This is a genomic window from Cupriavidus sp. 05T313, assembly GCF_056396665.1.
In genome coordinates, this window is sequence record NZ_JBFTLX010000114.1 from 1 (window position 1) to 22,090 (window position 22,090).

At 67.1% G+C, this 22,090-nt stretch carries 19 protein-coding genes; 12 read left to right on the forward strand and 7 right to left on the reverse strand.

Annotation, left to right across the window (positions count from 1 at the left end; all coding sequences use genetic code 11):
• Nucleotides 1-246 precede the first annotated feature (246 nt).
• Nucleotides 247-1,047: a hypothetical protein gene (locus AC1DKD_RS22885; protein WP_441635446.1), complete on the reverse strand. Its 801-nt coding sequence runs from the start codon at nt 1,045-1,047 to the stop codon at nt 247-249.
• 214 nt (nt 1,048-1,261) lie between these two features.
• Here AC1DKD_RS22885 and AC1DKD_RS22890 point away from each other — a divergent pair, with 214 nt between their 5' ends.
• Nucleotides 1,262-2,356: a BamA/TamA family outer membrane protein gene (locus tag AC1DKD_RS22890; RefSeq protein ID WP_477143741.1), complete on the forward strand. Its 1,095-nt coding sequence runs from the start codon at nt 1,262-1,264 to the stop codon at nt 2,354-2,356.
• Nucleotides 2,357-2,405: 49 nt separating this feature from the next.
• Nucleotides 2,406-4,832 carry a carbohydrate-binding family V/XII gene (locus tag AC1DKD_RS22895; RefSeq protein ID WP_477143742.1) on the forward strand — a complete coding sequence of 809 codons (2,427 nt, stop codon included), beginning with the start codon at nt 2,406-2,408 and terminating at the stop codon, nt 4,830-4,832.
• A 63-nt stretch (nt 4,833-4,895) separates the two neighbouring features.
• Here AC1DKD_RS22895 and AC1DKD_RS22900 read toward each other — a convergent pair whose 3' ends face one another.
• A complete protein-coding gene (locus AC1DKD_RS22900) occupies nt 4,896-5,486 on the reverse strand; it encodes a hypothetical protein (RefSeq protein WP_477143743.1) in 591 nt (196 codons plus the stop codon).
• Between the two features lie 659 nt (nt 5,487-6,145).
• On the opposite strand from AC1DKD_RS22900, the gene AC1DKD_RS22905 reads away from it, so the two are divergent.
• Both AC1DKD_RS22905 and AC1DKD_RS22910 read left to right on the forward strand, forming a co-directional pair.
• A complete protein-coding gene (locus tag AC1DKD_RS22905; protein WP_441635454.1) occupies nt 6,146-6,538 on the forward strand; it encodes an RT0821/Lpp0805 family surface protein in 393 nt (130 codons plus the stop codon).
• A gap of 52 nt (nt 6,539-6,590) precedes the next feature.
• Nucleotides 6,591-7,961: a DUF1254 domain-containing protein gene (locus AC1DKD_RS22910; RefSeq protein ID WP_477143744.1), complete on the forward strand. Its 1,371-nt coding sequence runs from the start codon at nt 6,591-6,593 to the stop codon at nt 7,959-7,961.
• Between the two features lie 169 nt (nt 7,962-8,130).
• Here AC1DKD_RS22910 and AC1DKD_RS22915 read toward each other — a convergent pair whose 3' ends face one another.
• On the reverse strand, nt 8,131-8,718 hold the full coding sequence (locus AC1DKD_RS22915) for a TetR/AcrR family transcriptional regulator (RefSeq protein ID WP_441635458.1): 588 nt from the start codon (nt 8,716-8,718) through the stop codon (nt 8,131-8,133).
• A gap of 213 nt (nt 8,719-8,931) precedes the next feature.
• Here AC1DKD_RS22915 and AC1DKD_RS22920 point away from each other — a divergent pair, with 213 nt between their 5' ends.
• The 3 genes from AC1DKD_RS22920 to AC1DKD_RS22930 all read left to right on the forward strand — a co-directional run bounded on the left by AC1DKD_RS22920 (nt 8,932) and on the right by AC1DKD_RS22930 (nt 10,899).
• Nucleotides 8,932-9,660, forward strand: coding sequence for an SDR family oxidoreductase (locus AC1DKD_RS22920; protein ID WP_477143745.1), 729 nt, complete (start codon nt 8,932-8,934; stop codon nt 9,658-9,660).
• 64 nt (nt 9,661-9,724) lie between these two features.
• Nucleotides 9,725-10,318: a 2-hydroxychromene-2-carboxylate isomerase gene (locus tag AC1DKD_RS22925; protein ID WP_441635460.1), complete on the forward strand. Its 594-nt coding sequence runs from the start codon at nt 9,725-9,727 to the stop codon at nt 10,316-10,318.
• Nucleotides 10,319-10,536: 218 nt separating this feature from the next.
• Nucleotides 10,537-10,899, forward strand: coding sequence for a hypothetical protein (locus AC1DKD_RS22930; RefSeq protein ID WP_441635462.1), 363 nt, complete (start codon nt 10,537-10,539; stop codon nt 10,897-10,899).
• A gap of 29 nt (nt 10,900-10,928) precedes the next feature.
• On the opposite strand, the gene AC1DKD_RS22935 is transcribed toward AC1DKD_RS22930, so the two are convergent.
• Nucleotides 10,929-12,173, reverse strand: coding sequence for an AI-2E family transporter (locus AC1DKD_RS22935; protein WP_441635464.1), 1,245 nt, complete (start codon nt 12,171-12,173; stop codon nt 10,929-10,931).
• Nucleotides 12,174-12,549: 376 nt separating this feature from the next.
• On the opposite strand from AC1DKD_RS22935, the gene AC1DKD_RS22940 reads away from it, so the two are divergent.
• Nucleotides 12,550-13,449, forward strand: a complete 900-nt coding sequence (locus tag AC1DKD_RS22940; protein ID WP_441635466.1) for a YihY/virulence factor BrkB family protein — start codon at nt 12,550-12,552, stop codon at nt 13,447-13,449.
• Between the two features lie 46 nt (nt 13,450-13,495).
• Here AC1DKD_RS22940 and AC1DKD_RS22945 read toward each other — a convergent pair whose 3' ends face one another.
• Both AC1DKD_RS22945 and AC1DKD_RS22950 read right to left on the reverse strand, forming a co-directional pair.
• Nucleotides 13,496-14,251: a sulfite exporter TauE/SafE family protein gene (locus AC1DKD_RS22945; protein WP_441635468.1), complete on the reverse strand. Its 756-nt coding sequence runs from the start codon at nt 14,249-14,251 to the stop codon at nt 13,496-13,498.
• A gap of 88 nt (nt 14,252-14,339) precedes the next feature.
• Nucleotides 14,340-15,323 (reverse strand): LysR substrate-binding domain-containing protein, encoded by a 984-nt coding sequence (locus tag AC1DKD_RS22950; protein WP_477143746.1) that lies wholly within the window; start codon nt 15,321-15,323, stop codon nt 14,340-14,342.
• A gap of 140 nt (nt 15,324-15,463) precedes the next feature.
• On the opposite strand from AC1DKD_RS22950, the gene AC1DKD_RS22955 reads away from it, so the two are divergent.
• The 4 genes from AC1DKD_RS22955 to AC1DKD_RS22970 all read left to right on the forward strand — a co-directional run bounded on the left by AC1DKD_RS22955 (nt 15,464) and on the right by AC1DKD_RS22970 (nt 20,757).
• Entirely contained in the window at nt 15,464-16,813 is a 1,350-nt protein-coding gene (locus tag AC1DKD_RS22955; RefSeq protein ID WP_477143747.1) for a D-serine ammonia-lyase, read from the forward strand.
• Nucleotides 16,814-16,896: 83 nt separating this feature from the next.
• On the forward strand, nt 16,897-17,877 hold the full coding sequence (locus AC1DKD_RS22960) for a Bug family tripartite tricarboxylate transporter substrate binding protein (RefSeq protein WP_441635474.1): 981 nt from the start codon (nt 16,897-16,899) through the stop codon (nt 17,875-17,877).
• A gap of 120 nt (nt 17,878-17,997) precedes the next feature.
• Entirely contained in the window at nt 17,998-19,173 is a 1,176-nt protein-coding gene (locus tag AC1DKD_RS22965; RefSeq protein WP_477143748.1) for a DSD1 family PLP-dependent enzyme, read from the forward strand.
• 57 nt (nt 19,174-19,230) lie between these two features.
• Entirely contained in the window at nt 19,231-20,757 is a 1,527-nt protein-coding gene (locus AC1DKD_RS22970) for an amidase (protein WP_441635478.1), read from the forward strand.
• Between the two features lie 39 nt (nt 20,758-20,796).
• On the opposite strand, the gene AC1DKD_RS22975 is transcribed toward AC1DKD_RS22970, so the two are convergent.
• On the reverse strand, nt 20,797-22,090 hold a 1,294-nt coding region (locus AC1DKD_RS22975; protein WP_441635480.1), incomplete at its 5' end, for a LuxR C-terminal-related transcriptional regulator.

A 22,090-nucleotide genomic window follows, 5' to 3' on the forward strand; every position in this document is an offset into this window, starting at 1 on the left:
GCGCCAGCGCGCGGGCGCCGGCCCCGCCACCGTCACCGCGGCCGGGGCCGTCCGGCGGGATTGACTGTCCTTCTCTCGACGACGATTCATGGTTGCGGTCCGCAATAGGCTGGCCACGCCCCAGCCTGGGGCGTGCTTTTAGCATGCCAGAGCAAGCCGGGGGGAGAGATGAAAATTTTTGGCACCGATGTTAGGGAATTGTTGTGGGAGCCAACGTGGCGCTCCAGCCGCGACACCTTGCGCTCCCTACTTGCCGAACGTCATGTTCAAGCCGGCGAACACCGTCCATTGCGGCTGCCCCGGACCGTGGTGTGCCACCGAATACTGGGGCTCGACAAACACATTCATGATGGTCTTGCCCTCCTTCCACGCCTTGCCGAAGCCAAGGCCCACCGGGATGTAATAGGCGTCGTTCTGCAGGTTGAAAGTCCATATGCCGGTGGAACGCGCATACCAGCCACCCGGGAAATTGAAGATACCGAAGGGCTGGAACGTCAGCGTCTGCACGGTCGGGCGCGAGCTCTGCCCGGCAAAGGAGTGCTGCCATTGCACCAGGGCACCCAGCAGCCGGGCCGGAGTGGGATCCACCACCACGGCGGCCAGGCCGGCCTGCCACTTGCCGGTGCCGAGCTCCGGCGAGGTTGCGGTGGGCATGGTCAGCAACGGCCCCACGCCGATCTGCGTGCCCTGGGACCTGAGCAGGAAAATATCGAAGATATTGATGTCGCCAAGTCCCGTGGTGTAACTGCCATCGGCCTGCGGGCGCGTGCTGACCGGCACCGTGGCGCGCAGGATCTGCGGCACGCCCACCAGATTGCCGGGCAGGATGGGCAGCGTGCCGCGCAGCAGGAAATCGTTGGTGTGCACGTTGGTGTCGTACACCCGGGGCGAGTAGTAGTTCTGCAGATTGAGCGAAGGCGCCGGGTTGAGCGGGTTGTTGCTCTTGTTGGCGTCCTCCGCGGCGGATTGCGCATGCAGCCCCGGCGCGGCGCCCAGTGTCAGTGCGAGCATGGCGGCCTGTCCGCAGCGCAGCAGATTCGTCTTCATCGTTGCATTTCCCCGGAAATTCCTGCTTGCTGCCAGCTGAAGAACCCAACTGGCGCATCAATCACTCAGGGCGATGCTGACATAGGCTGCCGAGGTGCGATATACAGAACTTTTCCCATGTGATCTGAAAATTTTCGCATGGCGTCCACGCCGCAGGGCGATGGCTTAAGGTGGCGGGACGTAACCGAGCCCGCCGTCGCCCCCAACGCCTTTCATGCAGAATCCGAACCGCTTTCCTGAGAAGGACCCGGGAGCGCTGAGCTTGTTCGACCCTGAAGACGGCATGCTCGACGCAAGCGACCTCCTGCTCAACCACAAGGGCGCGCTGCCGGTGCCGACCCTCATCACCGAGCCGGCCATCGGCTACGGCGCCGGCCTGGGCCTGCTGTTTTTCTCCGAATCGATGAAGGACGCCGCCGAAAAGGCGCAAGCCAGCGGGCAGGGTCCGGCACCACCCAATATCACCGCGGTGGGCGGTGCCTATACCGGCAACGGCACCTGGGGCGTGGGCGCGGCACACTTCCATACCTGGGACGGCGACCGCTACCGCTACCTCGGCGCGCTGGCCAAGGTCGATGCGCAACTCGATTACTTCGGCTTGCTCAACCAGGCGCGCGCCTACCAGCTGGAGGGGCTGTTCCTGGTGCAGCAATTCATGGCGCGCATCGGTGACTCCCACTGGTACGTGGGGCCGCGCTACGTCCTGTTCGACTCCACCGCCACCTTCAAGGGCCCGGTGGCCACCGAACTGGGGGGCATGGACCGCAACCAGCGCATCGGCAAGGGCGGCCTGGTGGTCGACTACGATTCACGCGACAACATCTTCTATCCCAGCCGCGGCAGCTATGCCGAGCTGGAAGCGCAGTTCGCGCGCGGCGGCTTCGGCAGCACGCAGAACTTCAATATGTACAACGCGCGCGGCTTCACCTGGCAGCCGCTGGCGCGCACATGGATCCTCGGGCTGCGCGCCGACGGGCGCTTCTCCACCGGCGATATTCCCTTCTACGCGCAGCCCTTCGTCGATCTGCGCGGCGTATCCAAGGGCCGCTACCAGGACCGCAACGCCGTCGTCACCGAACTGGAGTTGCGCTGGGAAGCGACGCCGCGCTGGTCGTTGCTGGGCTTTACCGGCGCGGGCAAGGCCTATGGCAGATGGCACAGCTTCTCCAACGCGGCCACCGTGTATAGCATCGGCGGGGGCTTTCGCTACCTGATCGCGCGCAAGCTGGGGGTGTCGATCGGCATCGACGTGGCCCATAGCAGAGACCAGAACGCCTTTTATGTCCAGGTGGGCAGCGCCTGGCATTAAGCCGCCGCTGTGCCATCCCGCCACCTTTCCACAGCACTGGAGCCGTCTTATGCAAAAGCCGATACCAACGCCCACGCAGACATCCGGGCCCGGCCGCCATCTCGCCGCGCCGCTGGGCCTGTTGCTGATCGCCGGATGCCTGGCGCTGGGCTTGCCCCAGGCACAGGCCGCCAACCCGCCGAAGGCCGTGGCGCCGCTGACCTGGCCGCGCGATTTCGATGCCGCTTCCCAGCATATCGAGATCTACCAGCCGCAGGTGGAGCAATGGGATGGCGATCGCCTGTCCGGCCGCGCCGCCGTTGCGGTGGGCGCCAAGGACGGCGCGCCTACCTACGGCGTGGCGCATTTTGCGGCGCGCGCCGATATCGACAAGGCCTCCGGCCTGGTGCAGATGCGCGACATCCAGATTACCAGCGTCGAGGTGCCGACCAATCCCGGTGGCGCCGACCAGGTGCGCGCGGCGCTGGTGGGGCGCCTGCCCAAGGCCGGCATGACGGTGCCGCTCGACGAACTGCAGGCCAGCTACGCCGTCTCGCAACTACAGGCCAAGGCGCCCGGCGTGGCGGTGAGGAACGATGCGCCGCGCATCGTGTTCGCATCGGTCCCGACCTTGCTGGTGCCGGTGGACGGCGAGCCGGCCTGGCGCGAGCTGAGCGGCACGCGCTTCCAGCACGCGCTCAACAGCCGCGCCCTGCTGCTGCGCGATAGCGGCAGCAAGCTCTACCTGCAGGCCGCGGGCTACTGGTACACCGCTGACGGGCTAAGCGGGCCGTGGGCGGTGTTGACCAGCCCGCCGCAAGCCCTGGCGACCGCCGCCGGGCGCGCACAGACCGGCGTCAAGGCCGACCTGATGCTGCCCGCCGACGGCAAGCGCTCCGCCAATCCGCCGGCGGTACTGGTGTCCACCGCACCCACGGAGCTGATCGTCATCGACGGCACGCCAAAGCTGTCGCCGGTGGCCGGCGTTGGCCTGCTGACGGTGACCAATACCGATCGCGCGGTATTCGTCGACCCCGCGTCCAACCGGTATTACGTGCTGCTTTCCGGCCGCTGGTTCCGCGCGCCGGGGTTCGATGGCCCTTGGGAGTTCGTGCCCGGACGCGATCTGCCGGCGGATTTTGCCAAGATCCCGCCGCAGGATCCCAAGGCCAACGTGCTGGTATCGGTGCCGGGCACGCCGCAGGCCCGCGAGGCGCAGATCGCCGCCACCATCCCGCAGACCGCATCGGTGTCGCGCGCCAAGGCCACGCTCGCGGTCGCCTTCGACGGCTCGCCGCGTTTCATGCCCATTACCRGCACCTCGCTGAGCTACGCGGTGAACGCCGCCACGCCGGTACTCCAGGTTGACGGCGAGCACTACTACGCGGTGTCCAACGGCGTGTGGTTCACCGCCGCCGCACCCACCGGCCCCTGGCGCGTCGCCACCGACGTGCCGGGCACGATCTACACCATCCCGGCCAGTTCGCCGCTGCACTACGTTACCTATGTGCGCATCTACTCCGTCAACCCGGACACGGTGGTGGTCGGCTATACGCCCGGCTATATGGGCGTGGTGGTGAACCCGGACGGCACCGTGGTCTACGGCACGGGCTATGTCTACCCGGCCTACGTGGGCTCGGTTTATTACGGCTATCCCCCCACCTATGGCTATGGCGCGGGCTTTGCGCTTGGCACCGCGGAGGGCTTCGCCTTCGGTTTCGCCGTGGGCGCGGTATGGGGCGCAGCCGCGCCCTACTGGGGCCCCTACTGGGGCGGCGGCTACTGGAACTACGTCAACGTCAACACGGCGAATTTCTACGGGCGCTGGAGACAAGGCACGGTGACGCATGCCGCCGGCTACAACGCCTGGACCGGCACGCAATGGCGCGGCGCCGCCGGCGCCGGGTACAACCCGGCAACCGGCGCGCGCTACCAGGGCAGCGCCGGCGCCGCCTTCAACCCCTACAGCGGCAATGCCGCGGCCGGACGGCAAGGCGCCTTCTCCAACCCGTCGACCGGGCGCAGCGGCGCCGGGCGTGGCGGCGTCGCCGGCAACGAGTACACCGGCAACTACGCCGCCGGGCGCCAGGTAGCGGGCTATAACGCGCAGACCGGGCGTGCGGGCGCGGCCGAGTTCGGCGTGGCGGGCAACACGCAGACCGGCCAGCATGAAGCGGCCAGCAAGGGCGTGATGGTCAACCGGGACAAGGGCAATGCGGTGGCCTGGAACAACGGCGATGTGTACGCCGGGCACGACGGGAACGTCTACCAGCACACCCAGGATGGCGGCTGGCAGAAGCACACGTCGGGCGGCTGGCAGCCGGTGCAGCCCAACCCGGATGTCGCCGGCCAACTGGACCAGCAGCGGCAGGCGCGCAATGTGGGACAGCAGCGCTTCGGGCAGACAGCGCACCAATGGGGCGGCGGCGGCAACTTCAGCGGCAATTTCGGCGGCGGCGGCCGGCGCATGGGCGGCTTCCACGGCTTTCACCGCTAGCGCGTAAACGCAAGCATCCCGCGGCCATACAGCGCCGCGGGATGCCGCGCGATCTTGCCAGGGTCAGGRCTTCGCCGGGCCGGTGACTACGATCGAGACCACCTCGCGATAGACGATCTTGGCGAGCCGGCCCGCCTTGATCTTGCTAAGGTCGATATTCGGGTCCCGTACCTTGACCGTGCGCAGCGTCTCACGCGGGGTGCGGAAGGTCACGGTGCGGTTCTTGGTATCGACCTTGGTAATCTGCGCCGTGACCGTGGTCGTGATCTCACGCGCGAAGCCGGGCTTGGCGCCGTCCCCCGCGCGCGCGGTGCGCTCCACCGATTCCGTGATTGGCGTGTCCTTGGTGTCTACCGGATCCAGCGTGGTGACCACGGCGTCGTCCCGGGTCAGCGTCACCATGTCGCCCTTGTTGATCTGCTTGAAGTTCTTCACTTCATCGCCACCGATCAGTTCGACGACGTTGCCGCGCGGGCCCTGCACCAGCACCGCCTTCGAATCCGGATCGATGGCGACGATGCGGCCGGAAACCACCAGTTCCTCGGCAATGCCGACGACGGGAGTGCCCGCAGCCTGGCTCAGAGGTGTGAAGAGCACGGCCGCGGCAAGGCAGACTGCGTGCAGGGAATGGGAGAGCAAATTACGGTTTGGCATGGAAATCCTGGCAAGTAGTCAGCGAAAGGATGAACAAACACCTGAATCAAGGACAGGCAAAAGCCCTGACTAAGCAGCGTGGCCAAGCGTGCTGCGGTAAGTCTGGCTTGAAGATAGCTTGCCTCGGCCCGGTGCGGAGTGCCGGTTGAAAGATTTCATATCGGACCAGGCGCATTTTCCAATGAAGTGCTGCGCAATGGTGCAGTTCGCCACACTATTCAGATCGCGGCACAAAAACTTTCACTTCAACTGGCCGTGCGCCTCCCATAACGTCGGCACCCCGCTCCCCAAAAATGCGAACCCGTGCCAGCAACATGCCAATGCCGAACCACTGGCTTTTTTTAGCCTCTACCGCTTACGCGTTTCTCCCCTCGGCGCCGACACCTGCTCGATACCTTCGACGGCCTGTTCAGTATCACGCCGTGAGTCCGGGCAGCCGTGGCGATCCGGGCTATTCATGTGCCTTAACTCGCTGCGCAAACAGACTGTATTGCCTTTTGCTGCCAGAGTGGACTAAGTTTGCGGCAGGGATACTGGCTGGCGCCCTCTTCCATGGGCGACGAAATGCGCCGTTTTCGGTACATCAAGTAGCGCGGCAGAGTCTCCGCCTCCGTGCCGGTTCCCCAAGCCGTTTCCAATGTCCACCAAGGACCCTTGCCATGACACCGCGCCTGCTGCTCCGTACCACGCTACTCAGCGCTGCCCTGCTCGCCCCGGCCGCACCAGCGTTCGCCTACCTCGACACCTTTATCCACGGCACGGTCGTCGGCACCATGAGCCAGAAGGAATCGAACGCGTTCGCCCTGAACGTGCGCGACGTGCTGAACAAAGGCGCCGACGGGACGATGGTCTCCTGGACCGCCCCCCCGGAAGGCAAGCGCAAGCCGATCGAAGGCCAGCTGACGCCGCTGCGCAGCAAGACCGACAAGGGCCAGCCCTGCCGGCAACTGAAGGCACAGCTCAAGCGCGGGGATCAGGAAGACAACTGGACCGGCTGGTTCTGCAAGCAAAGCGACGGCCGCTGGCGCTCGCGCCCGGTCGCGGACGACTGAGTCCGGGCCGGCACCAGAAAAAGACAAACAACTAATCAAAGGGAGAGTTGCAATGGCCAGATTGCCGGCATTTGCGATCGGGTTCGCGTTGGCCGGCTTCATTGCCGGCGCCGGGCCAGCCGTGGCGCAGTCCGCTGCCACGCAGGACGAAATCCGCGCCATCGCCAGGGATGCCTATATCTATGCATTCCCGATGATCGAAAACTACAACACGATGTATAAGCAGCTCGCCAATCCGGCCAGCCCGGAATACGTTGGCGGCTTCGGCAAGTACCGCCATTACTCCACGCTCTACACGCCCGACAACCACGACGTGGTCACGCCCAATAACGACACGCCGTATTCCTGGGCATGGCTGGACCTGCGCGCCGAACCCTGGGTGATCACCGTGCCCGAGGTGCCGGCCAAGCGCTACTACGTGCAGCAGTGGGTCGATCTTTTCACCTATAACTTCGCCTACGTGGGCACGCGGGCCACGGGCAACGGCGCTGGCAACTACATGATCGCCGGTCCGGAATGGAAGGGCCCGACGCCGCCTGGCATCAAGGAGGTGTTCCGCTCCGAGACCGAGATCGTGATGACCCTGACGCGCACCGCGCTGGACGGGCCCGACGACCTGCCCAACGTGAAGGCGATCCRGGCGGGCATGCAACTGCGCCCCTTGAGCGCCTTCCTGAACGCCGCGCCGCCCCCTGCCATGCCGGCCGTGGCCTTCCCGCCCTACGACCCGGCAAAGGCGCGCACGCATGACTTCATCGGCTACCTGAACTTCCTGCTGCAGTTCACGCAGCCGCCGGTCTCCAGCGAAATGGCGCTGATGCAGCGCTTTGGCAAGATCGGCATCGGCCCTGGCCGGCCCTTCGACGCCGGCAAGCTGCCACCCGCCAGGCTGGCGGCGATCGACGCGGGCGTGAAGGATGCCCGGGCCGCGCTGGCGGAGAAGGCCAAGATCACGCTGTCGTCCAACGGACTGTTCGGCACGCGGGAATTCATGAAGAACGACTACCTCACCCGCGCCATCGCGGCGGAAATGGGCCTGTACGGCAACTCGCTGGCGGAGGCCTGGTATGGCGGCTATGTGGGCGACGGCCGCAAGGCGTCGAAGATCCGTTTCGGGCCGGGCCAGTTACCCCCCGCCAGGTTTTTCTGGTCGATCACGCTTTACACGCTGCCGGATCGTTTCCTGTATGCCAATCCCCTCCAGCGCTATTCGATCGGCGACCGCACCAAGGGCCTGAAATACGATGCCGACGGCGGACTCACGCTCTACGTGGGCCATGTCTCCCCGGGCAAGGACAAGGAGTCCAACTGGCTGCCCGCACCCGAAGGCATGTATAGCGCCGTGGGCCGGCTGTACGGGCCGAGCGAGGCGGCGATGAATGGCAGCTGGAAATTGCCGCCATTGACGCCCGCTACCGACTGACAGCGTGCGGCGCCGCACGCCCCGCTGTTTCACTGGTTTGCATCCCCGGTATCCTCAAGAACGACTATGCGGCTCGCGCGGTGGGGGCCTCGGCACTGCTGGAGGGAAAATGGAAGTCGCCAGTCGTTGAGAGGGTGAAGCAAGGAACGGGGAACGAACGGGGAACCCGTTACTTCGATCCCCTCGCATCCACGGCCTGCTCGCCCAGCCGCCGCTCCAGCATGTCCCGCGCACCAGCCAGGATCTCCCGCGCCACATCCTGGCTGGCCACCGTGCGTGCCAGCATCAATGCGCCCACGCACTGCGACATCACGCCCCAGGCCGCCTCGCCGCTTCCGAGCCGCCCGGCGATATCCCGCTGCATGGCAACCAGGCCGTCCTCGCAGGCAGTGCGTGTCTGAGCATCGGCCCGCGCAATCTCCGCCGCAAGGCTCGGCAACGGACATCCTGTCTCCGGATGCCGTACGTGCCCCATGGTGAGATAGCGGTCCAGCATCCCCGCCAGCCACGCGCCATCGCCCCCCTCCCCGTCGAGCAGCAGCAGCTCGCGGCTGCGCTGCAGCTCCCGCGCGATCACCTCGCGCAGCAGCGCCTGTTTGGAATCGAAATGGCTGTAGAAGGCGCCGCCGGTCAGGCCGGCCGCGCCCATCAGCTGGTCAACGCCGGTGGCGGCAAACCCCTCGCGCTTGACCAGCGCGCCGCTGGCCTCCAGGACCCGCTGGCGAGTGGCGGCTTTATGACTTGCGGAATAACGCATTGCTCTTCCAGGGCTCGGGACAGGGATAGAAACAGGAATACGGATAAGGACGGGACTTGACGCGACCCGCATTCATACCATAACGTTCGTTTACTAAACGAACGTTTAGCTTACGCCGGATCCGCGCCCGTTGGAAGCGGGTGGCGTCGGCCAGAGCGCAAACAGCCCGTCCGCGTCCCTGCCCGGGCTGACAATCCAAGACCGGAGACAAACATGTCCGACAAGAAAGCCATCCTCGTGGTGGGTGCTGGCGACGCCACCGGCGGCGCCATTGCGCGCCGGTTTGCGCGCGAAGGCTATATCGCGTGCGTGACGCGCCGCAGCGCCGACAAGCTGGCCCCACTGGTCGAGCAGATCCGCGCCGAGGGTGGCGAGGCTTATGGTTTTGCCTGCGACGCCCGCAAGGAAGACGAGACCGTGGCGCTGATCGAGCGCATCGAGCGCGAGATCGCGCCGCTGGAGGTGGCGATATTCAACATCGGCGCCAATGTGCGGTTCTCCGTGCTGGAAACCACGTCGCGCGTCTACTTCAAGGTCTGGGAGATGGCCTGCTTCGGCGGCTTCCTGATGGGSCGCGAGGCMGCSCGSGYGATGCTGCCGCGCSRGCGSGGYTCGATCTTCTTCACCGGCGCCACCGCCAGCCTGCGCGGGCGCGATGGCATGAGCGCCTTCGCGGGTGCCAAGCACGCGCTGCGCGCGCTGGCCCAGAGCATGGCGCGTGAGCTGGGCCCGAAGAATATCCATGTGGCGCACCTGGTCGTGGATGCCGCCATCGATACCGACTTCATCCGCTCGAACTTCCCCGACCGCTACGCCACCAAGCAGGACGACGGCATTGTCAATCCCGAGCACATTGCGGATACCTACTGGATGCTGCACCAGCAACCGCGCGACGCGTGGACGCATGAACTCGACATCCGGCCGTGGATCGAGCCGTGGTAAGGCGCGGCCAGCGCGGCAGTGAAGCGATCAATGACAAGACACGACAACAAGCGGAGACGACGGCATGAGCAGGCAAGTAGCGTTTTATTTCGACTTCGGCAGCCCCTATTCCTATCTGGCTTACAAGGAACTGCCTCGCGTGGCGCAGCGCACCGGCGCCGAGATCATATGGCGGCCGATCCTGCTGGGCGGCGTCTTCAAGGCCACCGGCAACCATAGCCCCGCGGAGATTCCGGCCAAGGGTCTCTGGTCGAAGACCGACACGCAGCGCTGGTCGCGGCGCTACGGCGCAAACCTCAGGCAAAATCCGCACTTCCCGGTCAACACGCTGGCGCTGATGCGCGCCGCGACAGGCTTCCAGATGCGGGACGAGGCGGCGTTCCACCGCTATGTGGCGGCGATCTTCACCGCCATGTGGGAAGAGCAGCGCAACCTGAACGACCCGGCCGAGATTGGCGCCGTGCTCACGGCGGCCGGGTTCGATACGCGCGAGGTGCTGGCCATGATCGACGACCCCGTGGTCAAGGATGCCCTGAAACAGGCCACCGAAGCGGCCGTGGCACGCGGGTTGTTCGGCGTGCCCAGTTTCATCGTCGGCGACGAATTGTTCTGGGGCAACGATCGCTTGCTGTTCGTCGAGGAAGCACTGGCCGCGTAGCCGCATCGCCGGCGCGCAGGCTGGCCACTGTTATCAAGGGGCGACCGGCACTTGCGGCGCCGGCTCGCTTGCAGCGATGTCGGCACCCCGTCCCCAGGGCATGGAGTGAAGGTGTTCGGCTATCGATATGCGCCGTTTGCGCATGTGGGAGGCACGGGTAGAATCGCGCATCCCAGGGATGCTGCCGCGATGCCGGCACGCCCGCTTTCCAGCCAGCCATGACACAAACCCCGGCCACGCCCGCCTACGAGATCCTCTTTGCTTTTACCGGCCACGCCGGCACGGTGCTGGAAATCAAGCGCCTCGGCCTGCCCGCCGATGCCCCGCGCTCGCGCAAGTACCAGTGGCTGTGGCTGGACACCGGCAACAACCCGGCGCAAGTGGTGCCGCTGCGGTTTGTCTCGATGAACCAGGGGATGCGCCAGGAACGCGTGTTTGCCGAAGGCACGCTGCGCTTCGACGAACGCGAGGCGGAACTGGCCTGGCATACGGCAGGCACCCTGCACCTGCAAGCGTGCCTGCCGTATGCGGTGCCGGCCGCCGTTGCGAAACTGGTGGCGCGTTTCGTCGCACAGCAGTGAGCATCAGCGGGCCGTCCCCGCAACGGCCTTCACTCGCCCAGGAACTCCGCGAGCACTTCCAGCCCCTCCACATGATCCGCCACAACCTTGGCGATCACGGCGATGGGAATGGCCAACAGCACACCCCAGGTGCCCCATAGCCAGGTGAACAGCAGCAGCACGATGAACACGGCGACGGCATTCATCTTGGCCATGCGTCCGGTCATCCAGGTGGTGACCAGCGCGCCGATCAGGGTGGCGACCAGCAGCGAGCCGCCCGCCGCCATCGCCGCCGTGCCGAAGTCGCCGGACTGCATGAAGGCGGCAAGCCCGATGCACACGGCGATCAGGACCGCGCCGAAATAAGGCACCAGATGCAAGGCGGCGGCGGCCAGCGCCCAGGTGCCGGCGTTGTCCACGTGCAGCCATTTCAGCAGGAACCAGGTCAGCGCGCCAACCATGGCATTGGTCACCACCAGCATCACCATGTAGCGCTGGATCTGCCGGTTGATCTCGTCGAGCATGTGCACGCTGATCTTCTTTTGCGACAGCGTGGTCCCGGCCATCTTGACGAACTTGCGCTTGAACATGTCGCCGGACACCAGCATGAAGAAACTCAGGAACAACACCACCGATGCCTGGCCGACGAGCGCGAAGACGCCAACCGAGCCAGCCAGCAGGATATTGTTGAGCGAGTCCCCGGCGCGTTCCACGATGACCCGCGAGCCACGCACGGGCGGCCCTTGCCCGGTGCCGCCCAGCACCGTGGCCGCCCGCCGGATCTTCTGCAGCATCGAGTCGTCGCCGCTGAGCAAGGCGCCCACCGAGCGGGACAGCTTGGTAGCCACTTCCGGCAAGCGGTCCACCAGCCCCGATACCTGGTCCTGCAGCAAGTAGGCGCAACAGACCACGCCGGCCAGCAGCGCAAGCAGAACTAGCGAGGCACCAAGCACGCGCGGTATGCGGCGGCCGCACAGCACGGTCACCAGCGGATCCAGCATGTAGGCAATGACCACCGCCAGCACCACGGGAATCACAAACTCGCGGGCCAGGTGCAACGTATAGAGCGAGGCCAGCACCGCGAGGACGGTCAGCGCCCGTGCGCTGCGTCCCGCAGGTACAGAGTCGGGAGCGGCCTCCGGCGCCACGCTTGCCAGGGCGGCGGCCGCCGCCTGCCCGGTTGCGGATTCAGGCGCGGGTGCGTGGCTGTCCGCCCCGGCGCCAGGGCCGGCATCCGCGTCAGGAGGAATGGACGATTGGCTCGCCGCAGCGGGCCCGGCGTTCAGATCGGCCATGGGTTACAGATTGCTCGCATGAAAGACAGCATGAAAGGTGGCTTGGGGGCGCCATACCAGCGCGGCTGACGGTGGCGGTGGACTCTTCCCGGACACAAGGCGGGGTATCGGGCCCAGGGCATGGGGGACGAATGCAATGCGCAAAGCACACGCAGGCGCAGGCGCCCGCCTCGCATCAATCAAGCATAGCCTTGCCGGGGCGGGATTCTGTCGGCGAAAGCCGCTAGCCGGTGTAGGACAAGCACGCCTTGCCGCGCCGCACGCGATGCGCCACATTGAGAGGAGCGACGCAAGCGGCGCGAAAACGGCCGGGCAACCGCCAGGCTCGGTCGCCGGCGCTTCGTATCGCCGCCCTGCCGATGACGGACCCTATGCCATGCCGATACTCGACGCACGCGCCCGCCTGGTGCTGAAACATCCCGGCCGCTTCGTGCTGCGCACGCTCAGGCATTTCCGCGCCAACCAGGGGCTGTTGCTGGCCGGGGCCGTGGCGTACTACGCGCTGCTGTCGATCGTGCCAATGCTGATCCTGATGGTGATCGCGCTGTCGCATGTGATCGAACCGGAGTCGTTGCTTGCGACATTGTCCCGTTATCTGGAATGGCTGCTGCCAGGACAATCGCGCGCGCTGGTCGCCGAGCTGGGCAATTTCCTGGCGAACCGCGGGGTAATCGGCTGGGTGCTGCTGGTGAGCATGATCTTTTTCAGCTCGCTGGCGTTCACGGTGCTGGAGAACGCCATGTCGGTGATCTTCGTGCACCGGGTGGCGATCCGCCGCCGCCACTTCCTGGTGTCGGCGGTGCTGCCGTATTGCTACATCGTCGTGCTGAGCGCGGGCTTGCTGCTGGTGACCGTGGTGTCGGGCAGCCTGCAGGCCATCGGCGAGCACCATGTGGAATTGCTGGGCCACGACTGGTCGCTGGACCGGCTCTCTCGCGCCCTGCTCTACCTGTTCGGGCTGGCGGGCGAAATCCTGCTGCTGATGTCCATCTACCTGGTGATGCCGGTGGGGCGCCTGTCGCTGCGGCATGCCCTGATCGGTGCGGTCACCGCCGCGCTGCTATGGGAAGTCTCGCGTCGCGTGCTGGTGTGGTACTTCGCCACGCTGTCGCAGGTCAGCGTGGTGTACGGCTCGCTGACCACCGCCATCGTGGTCCTGCTCAGCCTGGAGATTGCCGCCACCCTGCTGCTGCTCGGGGCACAGGTGATCGCGGAGTTCGAGCGCAGCGGCGCGGAGGCGACGCCGCAAGCCGAAGCTGAGCGCTTTCATACCTGAACCCCGGCGCGCCCTGGCGCAAAGCCGCGCCAGGGCATTGAGGGCATTAGTGCAACGGCTGCAGCAACGCCGGCAGCGAAGCGGCCAGCAAGGCCACCCCGGAGGCCGTCAGCAGGCTCAGCACGATCCTGCGGAAAGCGATTTCACTGATACCGATGTACAGGCGCGCGCCCAGGATGCTGGGCACCAGCATGGCCGGCCCCACCACCAGGAACATGGGCAGCATGTCGCGCGTGACGATGCCGGTGCCGACATAGGTGGCCATGGTCACGGCCAGCGTGGCCAGGTTGAAGTTCTGGATGATCGCGCGCTGCTCGTCCTTGGCAAGTCCGCGCAAGGTGCACCACAGGGTCGGGATGACGCCGGTGAATCCGCCGATGCCACCCATGATGCCGCCGGCCGCGCCGATCACGCCGTCGGCCACGCGGCCGCCGAAGCGGATTCTCGGCAGTTGCCCGGACATCAGCATCAGCGGGCACCAGATCGCCAGCAAGCCGCCCAGGCAGGTCTTGAATACCGCCGGATTGAGCGCCGGCAGGATGGCCACGCCGATGGGAATACCCAGGACGCCGCCGGCCACGAAGGGCAGCAGTTGCCGCGGCGAGAAGCTGCGCCGCACGGTCACGGCCGCCACCACCTGCCCGGTCAGGGAGCCGAACACGGCCATGGTCGCCGCCAGGCGCGGCTCCACCGTCCAGACCCAGAAGGACATGGCCACCATGCCGAAGGCAAAGCCGGACAAGCCCTGCACGAAGCCGGCCACAATGGCGCCCAGCGCCAGGATCAGGACAGGAAAATCCATCGGGAACTCGAATGCCCACAAGCCGTGCCAAGGCTGCGGGAAAGCCGGAAACGAAAGCCGCAAACTATGCCGTGGAATGGCTGGTTTGTCATCTCCCGGTGGCTTTCACGCCGCGTGCACGTATATCGAGCACCTTGGCGCGGGCGGCACCGAAACGCGCGCCCTCGGCCGCCAGCCAGTCCTCCACCATGGCGATATGCGGCGTCTGCCCATGCGCCGAAACAAAGAAGTAGGACGCCTGCGAGCGCGCATGGATGCCGAACAGGTCGACCAGGCGGCCAGCCTCGATATCTTCGAGCACCAGCGCCGAACGGCCCATCGCGATGCCCTGGCCGGCCAGCGCCGCGCCCACGGCGAGCTGGGACAGGTTGAAGCGCTGCCCGGCCTCCAGCCCGGCTGCCTCCATCTCCACGCCCGCCACCCGCAGCCAGTGGCGCCATTCCTCGAAGGCTTGCGCGCCGTCCCAGGGGCTCGCATCGTGCAGCAGCCAGGCGCCCTTCAGGTCCTGCGGGCCGCGCAGGTCCGGATGCGCCGCCAGGAAGCCGGGGCTGGCCACCGGCAGCAGCCATTCGTCCAGGAACAGCCGGGCCTTGAGGTCGTCATAGCCGCCCAGGTCGAAGCGCACCGCGGCGTCGATCCCGTCGCGCACCATCCGGGTGCGGTCGAGCGCGTGGAACTCGCCGTAGACACGCAAGCCCACCTCGGGATGATCGCGAAAGAAATCGCCCAGGCGCGGGGTCAGCCAGCGCATGGCGAACGATGGCGCGCAACTCAGCGCGATCGGGCCGGCCTCGCGCGGCTTGCGCAACTGGGTGAGCGTGCCTTCGATGGCCTGGAAGGATTCCCGCAGCACAAAACGCAGCCGCTCGCCCTCCGGTGTCAGCACCAGTGCGCGCGGTGTGCGCAGGAACAGCGGCCGGTCCAGCCATTGCTCAAGCTGCTTGACCTGCTGGCTGACCGCGCCCTRCGTCACGCACAGCTCCGTGGCCGCGTGGGTGAAGTTGCAGTGCCGCGCCGACGCCTCGAAACAGCGCAGCCAGCTCAGCAGCGAAGACGATAGCAAGGTGTTCATAAGTGGCTGCCGCTGCGCATCTCTTTCCGTAAATATCCATTAGTAAAACTAATACTTCGCCAAGTATAAATGGATTGCGGCACAGCCTGACCGGGCCAACAATGAAGTCATCCCGAACGCATGGCAGCCAATCCTTACCGATGAACCAGCCTATCCCCACAAACCCGACGCATGCGCTCCACGCCAGCCTGAGCGCGGGCGAGCCCTTGATGTGGTGCAATCCGGCCCGCCTCGACACGCCGCCCCCGGCCCAGGCCGCTGGCGAGCGGAGCATTAGTCTGGCTGATGTCGAGGCGGCACAAGCGCGCTTTGCGCGCTTCACCCCGCTGCTGCCGGCGCTGTTTCCGGAACTGGTGGAGACGGCAGGCGCCATCGAATCGCCCCTGCTGGCCGTGCCGGCGATGCAGGAAAGCCTGGGGCTGCCGCCGGGCCACGGGCGCCTTTGGGTGAAAGCCGACCACAGCTTGCCGGTGGCTGGCTCCATCAAGGCCCGTGGCGGCATTCACGAAGTCCTGGAGTTTGCCGAAAGCCTGGCCCTGCGGCACGGCCTGATCGGCCCCGGCCGCAGCGCGCCGGAGGATTACCTGGCGCTCGCGGGGCCTGCCGCGCGGGCCTTGTTCGCACGCTACCAGGTGGCGGTCGGCTCCACCGGCAACCTCGGCCTGAGCATTGGCGTGATGGCCTCGGCCCTGGGGTTTCGCGCGGCCGTGCATATGTCGTCGGACGCCAAGGCGTGGAAGAAGGCGCGACTGCGCAACCGAGGCGTGGAAGTGGTGGAGCACGCGGGCGACTATGAGGAAGCCGTCGCCGCCGGGCGCCGCCAGGCGCAGCAGGATCCGTTCACCTACTTTGTGGACGACGAGCGCTCGCTGTCGCTGCTGCTCGGCTATAGCGCGGCGGCGCTGCACCTGCGCGGGCAGTTGCAGGCGCACGAGATCCGCGCCGATGYCGACCATCCGCTGTTCGTCTATCTGCCCTGCGGCGTAGGCGGCGCGCCGGCCGGCATCACCTTCGGCATGCGGCAATGGCTTGGCCCGCATGTGCACTGCTTCTTTGCCGAGCCCACGCAGTCGCCCTGCTTCCTGGTGCAGATGATGGCGGACGGGGGCAATCCATCCGTCTATGACTTCGGCCTGAGCAACCGCACCGAGGCCGATGGCCTGGCCGTGCCGCGCGCCTCCGAACTGGCGGCGGCGGTGATGCGCCCGCTGCTGTCGGGCGTCTTCACCGTGGCGGACGACACCTTGTTCGCGCACCTTGAGCTTGCCTGGCGCACGCAAGGGCTGCGCATCGAACCCTCGGCCGCGGCCGGCTTCAGCGGCCCGCGCATGCTGTGCGAAAGCGCCGCCGGGCGCGCCTATCTGGCCCGGCACCAGCTGGAGACCGCGATGCCGCAAGCCACGCACCTGGTGTGGACCACGGGCGGCCTGTTCGTCCCGCCGGCGGAATACCAGGGGTTCCTGGACAAGGCGGCCGCGCTCGCAGCCTGACCAATGATCGTCGATCAACGATTAACCATTGCACGCCAGCCGGCCCCCTCAGCCGCCGGCCTCTGCCACGCAGGAGAGTCAGCATGAAAACCGTTCAAACCTTCAAGCTTGCGGGCCTGGCCGCCTGTTGCCTGGCGGTGCCTGCCGGCGGCGCGCTGGCCCAGGCCTACCCCACGCACCCGATCCAGATGGTGATCCCCTTCCCGCCCGGCGGCGCCACCGACGTGATCGGCCGCCTGCTGGCCAAGAAGCTCGGCGACCGCCTGGGCCAGACGGTGGTGATCGACAACCGGCCCGGCGCGGGCACCATCGTCGGCGCCGGCCTGGTGGCCAAGGCCGCGCCGGATGGCTACACGCTGCTGGTCAGCTCGGGCACCACCTTCACGGTCAATCCGGCCATCCATCCCAAGCTGCCTTATGATCCGCTCAAAAGCTTCGAACCGATCGGGCTGACCGGGCGCACCGGCCTGATCCTGCTGGCCAACCGCGATGTGCCGGTCAACAACCTCAAGCAGCTCGCGGCAGCGGTCAAGGCCGCGCCCGGCAAATACTCCTACGGCTCCTTCGGCACCGGCACCACCGCGCAGTTCGCCGGCGAAATGCTGCTCAACGATCTCGGCATCAAGATGCTGCATGTGCCATACCGCGGCAGCTCGCCCGCCATGACCGACCTGATCGGCGGCCAGATCCCGTTCTCGGTGGACACGGTCTCGGCCGCCGTGCCCCAGATCCGCGCCGGCAAGGTCAAGGCCATCGCCGTGACCACCGCCAAGCGCTCGTCCTTGCTGCCCGACGTGCCCACGGTGGCGGAAAGCGGCTATCCGGCTACCGATATGGATACCTGGCTGGCCGTGGTAGCGCCGCGCGGCTTGCCGCCCGAGGTCAAGGCCAGACTGGAAAAGGCGCTGGCCGAGACCATGGCCGATCCGGACACGCGCAAGAAGCTGCTCGACAATGGCTTCGAGCCGTCCTACGGCACCGCGGCCGACGTGACCGCGCTGATCACCAGGGAGCTGCCGCGCATGCGCGCCATCGCGCAGCGTGCCAACATTCAGGCTGACTGAACGCAGGCGCCGGGAAGCGGGCTCGGTTTGACAGTGCCCGCCCCTGCCCACATCATCGCAAGCACAGCCGCCCCGGAGGCGGCGTCACGCCATCCAGAACGACCCGAGACAAGCCAGCCAATGACGCTCCCCGATTCCGACGCAACGATCTTGCACCTTGCACCGCCCGCCGCCGGGCAGCCCGCGGCCACCATCGACACGCCCGCCCTGGTGCTTGACCTCGACGCCTTCGAGCGCAACCTGGCGCAAATGCAGCAGGCCGCCGACAAGGCGGGCGTGCAACTGCGCCCGCATGCCAAGGCGCACAAATGCCCCGATATCGCGCTGGCGCAGATCGCGCGCGGCGCGGCCGGCATCTGCTGCCAGAAGGTCAGCGAGGCGCTGCCGTTCGTGCAGGCCGGCGTCAGGGACATCCACATCAGCAATGAGATCGCGGGGCAGGCCAAGGCCGCGCTGCTGGCGCGCATGGCGCTGGACGCCCGCATCAGCGTTTGTGTCGACGATGCACGGCAGGTCGCGACGCTGGCTACCGCCGCCGCGCAAGCCGGCAGCCACATCGGCGTGTTCGTGGAGATCGACGTGGGCCAGGGCCGCTGCGGCGTGGCCGACGCGCCAGCCGCGCTGCGCCTGGTCGAAGCGATCCGTGCGCACGCGCAGCTCGAATTCCGCGGCTTGCAGGCGTATCACGGCGGCATCCAGCATGTGCGCGATTACGCGGCGCGCCGGCAGGCGGCGGCGGATRCAGCGGCGCGTACCGCCGCCATCGTTGCCGGGCTGGCCGAGGCCGGCGTGGCTTGCGCGACCGTGACCGGCGGCGGCAGCGGAAGCGTGGAGTTCGACCTGGCCAGTGGCGTCTATACGGAGATCCAGCCCGGCTCTTATATCTTCATGGACGCCGATTATGGCCGCAACGATTACAGCGGCACGCTGCGCTTCGAGCACAGCCTGTTTATTGCCACCGCGGTGATGAGCGTGGCGGCGGCAACGCGCCCCGCGCCCCGTGTGGTGCTCGACGCCGGCCTTAAGTCGATGGCGGTGGACTCCGGCTTGCCTCTGGTGTGGGATGGCGATGGCCCCAGCCGGACCGTGGCTTATGTGGCGGCCAACGACGAGCATGGCATCCTTGAACCGCTTTCCGGCGGCAACGGCGCCGATCTGCCCGGCCTCGGCACCCAGGTACTGCTGGTACCCGGGCACTGCGACCCCACCCTCAACCTGTACGACGAAATCGTCGGCGTGCGCAAAGGCCTCGTGTCACTTGTCTGGCCGGTGGCGGCGCGCGGCCTGAGCCGGTAGCGTGGCCAACGCATCGGAACGCCCTGCCTGCAACAACCCACGCAAGAGAATGCCATCATGATCCAGAACGACAACCTGCTCGCCCAATCCGCCGTGGCGCTGCGCCGCATGATCGGCAGCAAGGAGATCTCACCGGTTGAGCTGCTGGAGGCGTGCATCGCCCGCATCGAGGCGGTCAATCCCTTCGTCAACGCCATCACCGCAACCTGCTATGAGCGCGCGCGCGCGGAAGCCCTGGCTGCCGAGCGCGCGGTGCTCGACGGCGCCCCGCTGGGCCTGCTGCACGGCCTGCCGCTGGGCGTGAAGGACCTGGAGGCCACCGCCGGCCTGCTCACCACCTATGGCTCGCCGCTGTACCGCGACAACGTGCCCGGCGCCGACAACGTGCTGGTGGCACGCCTGCGCGCGGCCGGCGCCATCGTCACCGGCAAGACCAATATTCCGGAGATGGGYGCGGGCGCCAACTCGCGCAACGCCGTTTGGGGCGCCACCGGCAATCCGTTCAACCCAAACCTCAACGCGGGCGGCTCCTCGGGCGGCTCGGCCGCGGCGCTGGCATGCGACATGCTGCCGGTCTGCACGGGCTCGGATACCGGCGGGTCGCTGCGCATTCCCGCCGCCAAATGCGGCGTGGTGGGCTTCCGCCCGTCGCCGGGCGTGGTGCCCAGCTCGCGCAAGCTGCTGGGCTGGACGCCGATCTCCGTGGTGGGCCCGATGGGCCGCACCGTGGCCGATGCCTGCCTGCAACTGGCGGCCTCCGCCGGCGTCTCGGCCAGCGACCCGCTCACCTACGCGCTCGACCCGATGTCCTTCCTGGTGCCGGCCAATATCGACCTGGGCTCGTTGCGGGTGGGCTGGACCGAGGACTTCGGCGTCTGCGCGGTGGACAACCAGATCCGCCAGGTGTTCCGCGACAAGATCGCAGCGATGCGGCACCTGTTCCGCAGTTGCGACGAAGTCCGTTTTGACCTGGGCGAGGCACACCGCTGCTTCGACGTGCTGCGCGCCGAAAGCTTCGTGGCCGGCATGCACGAGGCCTACCAGCGCGACCCGCAAAGCCTGGGCCCGAACACGCGCGCCAACTATGAAATGGGCGCAGCCATGTCGCTGGGCGACAGCGCCTGGGCGCAGGCGGAACAGACCCGCATCCTGGGCCGCTTCCAGGCCGCGTTTGAAGACTACGACGTGATCCTGTCGCCGACCACGCCGGTCTCGCCGTTCCCGTGGACCAGCCTCTATGCCGAGACCATCAACGGTGAGAAGCAGGAGAACTATTACCGCTGGCTGGCGCCGACCTATGTGGTCACGCTGACCACCCACCCCGCCATCAGCCTGCCGTGCGGCGTCGACCATGCCGGCATGCCTTTCGGCCTGCAGGTGGTGGGACGCTTCCGTGCCGATCACCACACGCTGGGCGTGGCGCATGCGATGGAGCAGGCCTTTGCCGGCTCGGAAGCGCTGCGCCGCCCACTGCCGCGGCTGGACCAGTTGCGCGAAGCGGTGCCCGGCCTGAAATCCATCGTGACCGCGCCACCGGTGCTGGACGGCCCGGCCGGGCAGGCGTCTTCGGTGTCGGCCGTGTAGTACCCGGCGGCCGGTAGCTGTCGGACTTGGCCGTCGGGATTAATTGTCGTGCAGCAGGCCAAGGAGTTGGGCCCTGCGCACGATCTGCTTGCGCGTGCCCGCATCCAGCTTGGCGGAGAGGTTCTTCAAGTGCCATTTGACGGTCTCCTGGCCGATACCCATGGCAAGCGCGATTTCCTTGTTGGCGAGATGCCGGGCCAGCAACTCCAGCACACTGCGCTCCTTCGGCGTCAGTACCATGCTGGGGGCCGCGCGTGGCCCGCCTCCACCTGTCCCGGCGGGCGGGCGCGCCGTTGGCGCGGGTTCCAGGCGCCGCATGGCTGCGCTTTCGGAGCCTGCATCGCGCGCCCAGTCCGCCAGCGCGGGGTGGACGTCGCGCAGGCCGCGCTTGATCCCGTACGCCTGCAACAGGTTCATGGCTTCGCGTAACAACGCAAGTCCCTTCTCGCCGCAGCGGTCCAGTGCCAGGGCACGCAGCGCCATCATTTCGATGCGCACGCCCCCTTGCTTCATCGCATCCGCTCCCGCCTCGGCCCGCGCCAGCCACTGTTGCGCCGCGCGCCAGTCCTGCTCCGCAAAGCTGGCGTAGGCATGCGCCATGTCCTGGAGCAACACCAGCCTGTGCTGCCTGAGCGGAAACTCAGGGGCGGCGCTCTGCGCGGCGATCTCGTCGATACGGCGCAACAGGGCCTGGCATGTCTCGGAGCGGAAACGCCCGCAATGCAGCCGCAACTGCTCGGTCAGGCTCGCCACGCACAGCCGCGGCAGATTGCGGGCAGTACCGACGGCGTCCATGGTCTCCAGCAGGTCGAGGGCGCGGTGCTCCAGGCCCGTGGCGGCCGCGATGCGGGCCGCCGTACGGTAGGCAAGCAGCACGGTGTCGGGCGTGCCACCGCGCTCCAGGATGTCGAGCCGGTTGGCCAGCAGCGCCGCCGCTTCGTCCAGCTCGTCCTGCTCATAGGCGGCAGTGGCCAGCAGCGCGGCGATCATGCAGGAGAACGGGTGGCGCCGGCCCAGTTCTTCGTCGGCGCGGGCCAGCGCCGGCCGCAGCGTGCGATCCGCCAGCATCACCTGCCCCTCGGACAAATACCCTAGCCCGACGATGTAGTCGCGCCACCGGATCACATAGCGATATGCCAGGCTGTCATCGCCACGCGGCGCCTGCTGCTGGTAGCGGCGCGCCTTGGCATATTCCCCCGCCATCAACGCGCGGGCAGCCAGGCGATTGGCATGCGCCTGCACCAGCCACGCATCGCTCACGGGCGGTACCTCCCCCCAGCGATCGAACAGGGCGGCCATGCAATCCGGCTCGTCCGCGTAATAGGCGGCGGCG